Source organism: Pseudomonas sp. Sample_14 (assembly GCF_004307515.1).
Classification (GTDB): domain Bacteria; phylum Pseudomonadota; class Gammaproteobacteria; order Pseudomonadales; family Pseudomonadaceae; genus Aquipseudomonas; species Aquipseudomonas atacamensis.
In genome coordinates this window covers 106,955-113,714 of sequence record NZ_RCOC01000063.1, presented here as the reverse complement: position 1 = coordinate 113,714, position 6,760 = coordinate 106,955, and the positions used below count along the sequence as shown (strand labels likewise).

At 61.2% G+C, this 6,760-nt stretch carries 4 protein-coding genes; 1 reads left to right on the top strand and 3 read right to left on the bottom strand.

Annotated features, from left to right (window positions below; all coding sequences use genetic code 11):
- Positions 1-133: 133 nt before the first annotated feature.
- From betA to betI, 3 genes are all read right to left on the bottom strand, one after another.
- A complete protein-coding gene (betA, locus tag D8U61_RS14805; protein WP_130888282.1) occupies positions 134-1,837 on the bottom strand; it encodes a choline dehydrogenase in 1,704 nt (567 codons plus the stop codon).
- Between the two features lie 206 nt (positions 1,838-2,043).
- The gene (gene betB / locus D8U61_RS14800) at positions 2,044-3,516 is read right to left on the bottom strand and encodes a betaine-aldehyde dehydrogenase (RefSeq protein ID WP_024014608.1); all 1,473 of its coding nucleotides are present in this window, start codon (positions 3,514-3,516) and stop codon (positions 2,044-2,046) included.
- A gap of 88 nt (positions 3,517-3,604) precedes the next feature.
- Positions 3,605-4,198, bottom strand: a complete 594-nt coding sequence (gene betI / locus D8U61_RS14795) for a transcriptional regulator BetI (RefSeq protein WP_024014607.1) — start codon at positions 4,196-4,198, stop codon at positions 3,605-3,607.
- A 486-nt stretch (positions 4,199-4,684) separates the two neighbouring features.
- Here betI and D8U61_RS14790 point away from each other — a divergent pair, with 486 nt between their 5' ends.
- On the top strand, positions 4,685-6,625 hold the full coding sequence (locus D8U61_RS14790; protein ID WP_241663624.1) for a BCCT family transporter: 1,941 nt from the start codon (positions 4,685-4,687) through the stop codon (positions 6,623-6,625).
- The last annotated feature ends 135 nt before the right edge of the window (positions 6,626-6,760 follow it).

Below are 6,760 nucleotides of genomic sequence, written 5' to 3'. Positions count from 1 at the left end.
GTGCAGCGGGGAAGTGTGTGTTGCTGTGAGGGCCTCTTCGCGAGCAGGCTCGCTCCCACAGGGGATTTGTGAATGCCACAGATCCAGTGTGGGAGCGAGCCTGCTCGCGAAGGTCGCGCCTCGGTATTACGTCTTACTGAGCCGCAGGGGTAATATCCCGCATCGGCTTGCCTTTGACCGGCGCGCCGTTCGCGACGTAATAAGCAGCATTGCTGCGCGGCAGCGGCTTGCGGCCACGGATCTTGTCGGCGATTTTCTCGGCCATCATGATCGTCGGTGCGTTGAGGTTGCCGGTGGTGATGATCGGCATGATCGAAGCATCGACCACGCGCAGGCTCTGCATGCCGTGCACACGACCTTCGCCATCGACCACGGCCATCTCGTCGGTGCCCATCTTGCACGAGCAGGACGGGTGGAACGCGGTTTCGGCGTGCTCGCGGATGAACTTGTCGAGCTGCTCATCGGTTTGCACGTCGATGCCCGGGCTGATTTCACGACCACGGAACGCGTCGAGGGCCGGCTGCTGCATGATTTCGCGGGTCAGGCGGATGCCGTCGCGGAATTCCTGCCAGTCCTGCTCGGTGGCCATGTAGTTGAACAGGATGCTCGGGTGCTGGCGCGGATCCTTGGACTTGACCTGGATGCGACCACGGCTCGGCGAGCGCATGGAGCCCATGTGCGCCTGGAAACCATGTTCTTTCACGCCGTTGCTGCCGTTGTAGTTAATCGCCACCGGCAGGAAGTGGTACTGGATGTTGGGCCATTCGAATTCCGGACGCGAACGAATGAAGCCGCCGGCCTCGAACTGGTTGCTGGCGCCGATACCGGTGCCGTTGAACAGCCACTCGGCACCGATCGCCGGCTGGTTGTACCAGAGCAGCGACGGATACAGCGAAACCGGCTGGGTGCAGGCGTATTGCAGGTACAGCTCAAGGTGATCCTGCAGGTTTTCACCGACGCCCGGCAGATCGTGGACCACCGGGATGTCGAGACTTTCCAGCAGTTTCGCCGGGCCGACACCGGAGCGCTGCAGAATCTGCGGCGAAGCGATGGCGCCGGAGCACAGCAGGACTTCCTTGCGCGCCTTGGCTTCAACACGTTCTTCAGCGTCACCGATCAGGTAACGCACGCCGACCGCGCGCTTGCCTTCGAACAGAATCTTGTCGGTCAGGGCGTGGGTGACGATGGTCAGGGTCGAACGCTTCTTGGCGATGTCGAGGTAGCCACGGGCGGTGGAAGCACGGCGGCCGTTCGGCGTCACGGTGCGGTCCATCGGGCCGAAGCCTTCCTGCTGGTAACCGTTGAGGTCTTCGGTGCGCGGGTAACCGGCCTGCACGCCGGCTTCAACCATGGCGTGGAACAGCGGGTTGTTGCCGGCTTTCGGCGTGGTCACGCTGACCGGGCCGTCGCCACCGTGGTAATCGTTCGGGCCGATGTCACGGGTTTCGGCTTTGCGGAAATACGGCAGGCAATCGAGGTACGACCAGTCTTCCAGGCCCGGCAGTTTCGCCCAGCCGTCGTAGTCCATGGCGTTGCCACGGATGTAGCACATGCCGTTGATCAGCGACGAACCACCCAGGCCCTTGCCGCGACCGCATTCCATCCGGCGACCGTCCATGTGTGGCTCTGGATCGGTTTCGTAGGCCCAGTTGTAGCGACGCCCCTGCAGCGGGAAGGCCAGCGCGGCGGGCATCTGCGTGCGGAAGTCGAGGCGGTAGTCCGGCCCCCCGGCTTCGAGCAGCAGAACGGTGACGCCTTCGTCTTCAGTCAGACGGGTCGCCAGAGTGTTACCGGCCGAGCCGGCACCGATGATGATGTAATCGAATTCTTGGGACATTGAATGCACCCTCTTTGGAGTTGGTCAGGTCAACTGTGACCGCGCACCTGTGGCGAGGGGATTTATCCCCGTCCGGCTGCGCAGCAGTCGCAGAGTCAGCGACTGGTTCTGTCTGGAGAATTGCAGTGTCTGGAGGGGGGCCGCTTCGCAGCCCGACGGGGATGAATCCCCTCGCCACAATGGCCCCACCCGGACTCTGAGTCAGATCAGAACACCGAGACGTAATCGCCCAGCTCGACCTGTACCGATTTGATGCGGGTGAAGTTGTTCAGCGAGCTGATCCCGTTCTCACGGCCCACGCCCGACTGCTTGTAGCCGCCGACCGGCATTTTTGCGTCGGACTCGCCCCAGGCGTTGATCCAGCAGATACCGGCTTCCAGTTGATGGATCACGCGGTGGGCGCGGTTCAGGTCTTTGGTGACGATACCGGCGGCCAGGCCGAAGTCGGTGTCGTTGGCGCGGCGGATCACTTCTTCTTCGGTTTCGTAGGAGAGGATCGCCATCACCGGGCCGAAGATTTCTTCGCGCACGATGGTCATGTCGTCGGTGCAGTCGGTGAATACGGTTGGAGCCACGAACGCGCCTTTGGCGAATTCGCCGTCGGTCAGACGACCGCCGCCGCACAGCACGCGTGCGCCTTCTTCTTTACCCTTGGCGATGTAAGCCAACACGCTTTCCATGTGCGGGAAGCTGACCAGCGGGCCGAAGTTGGTGTTTTCGTCTTCCGGGTTGCCAACGCGGATGCGGGCAACGCGCTCAACGATCTTGGCTTCAAAAGCGGCTTTCAGGTGCGCCGGTACGAACACGCGAGTGCCGTTGGTGCAGACCTGACCGGAGCTGTAGAAGTTGGCCATCATCGCCGTGTCGGCGGCGCGATCGAGATCGGCGTCGTCGCAGATGATCAGCGGCGACTTGCCGCCCAGTTCCATGGTCACGTCTTTGAGCGACGAAGCCGAAGCGCTGGCCATGACTTTCTTGCCGGTGTCGGTGCCGCCAGTGAAGGAGATTTTTTCGATGCGCGGGTGCTCGGTCAGCCAGGTGCCGACTTCGCGACCGCTGCCGGTCAGGACGTTGAACACGCCGTTCGGCACGCCCGCTTCGGTGTAGATCTCGGCCAGTTTCAGGGTGGTCAGCGAGGTAACTTCGCTTGGCTTGAAGATCATCGCGTTACCGGCGGCCAGGGCTGGAGCGGATTTCCACAGGGCGATCTGGATCGGGTAGTTCCACGCGCCGATACCGGCGACCACGCCCAGTGGTTCGCGACGGGTGTAAACGAAAGAGGTGTCACGCAGCGGGATCTGCTCGCCTTCGATGGCGGGCACCAGGCCTGCGTAGTATTCCAGCACGTCAGCGCCGGTGACGATGTCGACGTACTTGGTTTCGGAGAAGGATTTGCCGGTGTCCAGGGTTTCCAGCGCGGCCAGTTCATCGTTGCGCTCGCGCAGGATGTCGACGGCGCGACGCAGGATGCGCGAACGCTCCATGGCGGTCATCGCGGCCCAGATTTTCTGGCCCTTTTCGGCGCTGACCACGGCGCGCTCGACGTCGTCTTTGGTCGCACGTTGCACCAGTGCGAGGACTTCACCGTTCGCCGGGTTGATGGCTTCGAAGGTGGCGTCGCTGCCGGCGTCGGTGTACGCGCCATCGATGTAGAGTTTTTGCAGTTCGAAACGGGCCATAGTGTCCTCGCAAGTGCATTGGTGGTTGGCGTTGACCACCGCGATCACGCTGCGGTGGAGTTCAGGGGCCGAGCATTTTCTCTGTGCTCTAGCTCACCTTCTTGGCCAATTGGAAATCCATGTATTCGTAAGCGATCTGTTGCGCCTGCGCCGTGTCGAAAGCGTCTCCCGACAGCGCGCCGCGCAACCACAAGCCGTCGATCAAAGCTGCCAGGCCTCGGGCGGCATTGCGCGCATCTTCGAGCGGCAGCACACGGCGGAACTGGCAGCACAGGTTGGAATACAGGCGGTGATCGTTGATCCGCTGCAACCTGTGCAAAGACGGCTGGTGCATGCTGGTAGCCCAGAAGGCCAGCCAGGTTTTCATTGCCGGGCCATTGACCTGGCTGGCGTCGAAGTTGCCTTCGATGATCACCTGCAGATGCGCCCGTGGGCTGTCATCTGCCAGCGCCTGACGGCGCGCGGTGACGCTCTCGCTGAGGGCGGTCATCAGGTACCGCATCGTGGCGGCGATCAGGCCGTTCTTGTCCTGAAAGTAATGACTGATGATGCCATTCGAGACACCGGCCAAACGGGCGATCAGCGCAATGCTGGCGTCCCCCATTCCGACCTGATCGACCGCTTGCAAAGTGGCTTCGATCAGTTGTTGGCGGCGGATGGGTTGCATACCGACCTTGGGCATCTTGCACATCTCCTTAGGCCTTCCGAGGGGCGAATGACGCCGATCGGATTGAGGGCCAGTCTATTTTGTTTTGATTGAACGTTCAATCAACAAAGAATAAGATCTGCGACAATTCGTCGCTGCCTACAGAAAATTCCTACGCGTAATGACGATAAAAACCGACACCTGAAACGGCTCGAAACCTGCGCGGGGCATGGCGCGGTTCGCGATTCGATGGACGTGTTGAAAGGGCAAGACGCTCGGGGCCAGGTTTCGGATGAACGTCCGTCGCCTCTGGCCACGAAAGCGAATACGCAACGCCATTTCGGCAGGTTCGGGCTTTTTTCGGAGTGTCTTTATATCACCCGCCGGTCGGCTGCCAACTAACCGATTGGTCGGGTTCCGTGATGCCTTGTGTTCTTCTCTCGCACTGCCTGGAGCATTTGTGCCATGAGTTCTGCCTCGCTAATAAAGACCCCGCCCGAGAAGGTGACGGTCAACGGTTGGGTGTTCTACACCTCGACCGCGCTGATTCTGTTGTTGACCGCCATTCTGATCATCGCCCCGCAAGAGGCCGGCAGAATGTTAGGGATGGCCCAGGCCTGGTTGTCGCGCAGCTTCGGCTGGTACTACATGGTGGTGATCGCCGCTTACCTGGTGTTCGTGGTCGGTCTGGCGTTTTCCTCGTACGGCAAACTCAAATTGGGTAGCAAGGACGACACCCCGGACTTCAGTTACGGCGCCTGGGCGGGGATGCTGTTCTCGTCGGGCATCGGCATTTCGCTGCTGTACTTCGGCGCGTCCGAGCCACTGGATCACTATTTCAATCCGCCGGAAGGCACCTCGGCCACGAATATGGCCGCGCGGCAGGCGGTGCAACTGACTTTCCTGCACTGGGGCCTGCACGGCTGGGCGATTTACGCTTTGGTCGGTCTGGCGGTGGCGTATTTTGCCTATCGGCATAACCAGCCGCTGGCGCTGCGTTCGGCGCTGTATCCGCTGGTCGGCGAGCGCTGGGTCAAGGGTGCGGCCGGGCACGCGGTGGACGGCTTCGGCATGTTCGTAACGCTGCTGGGTCTGGTGACCAACCTGGGGATTGGCTCGCTGCAAGTGTCGTCCGGGCTGGAAAACCTGTTCGGCATGGAGCACAGCAACACCAACCTGCTGATCGTCATCATCGTCATGAGCACCGTGGCGACCATCGCTGCCGTGTCGGGTGTGGAAAACGGCATCCGCCGTCTGTCCAACCTGAACATCGTGCTGTTCAGTGGCCTGCTGATTTTCGTCCTGCTGTTCGGCCCGACTTTGCACCTGCTCAACGGCTTCGTGCAGAACATCGGTGACTACCTCAACGGCGTGGTGCTGAAGACCTTCGACCTGTACGTCTATGAAGGCGATAGCGCCAAGTCCGATCGCTGGCTGGGCCTGTGGACGCTGTTCTACTGGGCCTGGTGGATTTCCTGGGCGCCATTCGTGGGCATGTTCATCGCACGGATTTCCCGTGGCCGCAGCGTGCGTGAGCTGGTTGCTGGCGTGCTGCTGATTCCGCTGGGCTTCACCTTGGCGTGGCTGTCGATCTTCGGCAACTCGGCGCTGGATCTGGTGATGAATCAGGGCGCGGTGGAGCTGGGCAAGACGGCGTTGGAACAGCCGTCGATGGCGATCTATCAGTTGCTTGAGCATTACCCGGCGTCGAAAGTCGTCATCGGGGTGTCGATCTTTGTCGGCTTCGTGCTGTTCCTGACCCCGGCCGACTCCGGCGCGGTGATGATGGCGAATCTTTCCTGCAAGGGCGGCAACGTCGATGAAGACGCGCCGCACTGGCTGCGGATCTTCTGGTCGGTGGTGATCACGCTGGTGACCATCGGCCTGCTGTTCGCCGGCAACTTCGAAGCCATGCAGACCATGGTCGTGCTGGCCGGCCTGCCGTTTTCGGTGGTGCTGATCTGCTTCATGTTCGGCCTGCACAAGGCGATGCGCCAGGACGTGCAGATCGAACAGGAGCAAGCGCAACTGGCCGAGCGCGGGCGCCGTGGTTTCAGCGAGCGCCTGACGCAACTGGATCTGCAGCCGAGCCAATCGGTGGTGCAGCGCTTCATGGACAAGCATGTCACCCCGGCGCTGGAAGATGCAGCGGCGCAATTGCGCAATCAGGGCATTGAAGTGCAGACGCTGCTGGGCAAGGCCAAGCGTTGCATGGGCGTGCGGGTCGAGATGGAAGAGGGCAACCCTTTCGTCTACGAAGTGAGCCTGGATGGTTATCTGGCGACCCCGACCGAATCGGCGCAATCGGATGAAACGCGTCAGCGTTACTACCGTGCTGAGGTGTATCTGCACAATGGCAGCCAGGATTACGACTTGATGGGCTTCACTCCTGAGCAGATTACGCGGGATGTGCTGGATCAGTTTGAAAGCCATCGGCAGCTTCTAGGCCGGGTGTATAGCTAAACAGCTAAAACAAAAGGGGCTCGATTGAGCCCCTTTTGCATGATCGTTCCCACGCTCCGCGTGGGAATGCATCAATGGACGCTCTGCGTCCGCTGTTGTGGGACGCGGAGCGTCCCGGGCTGCATTCCCACGCGG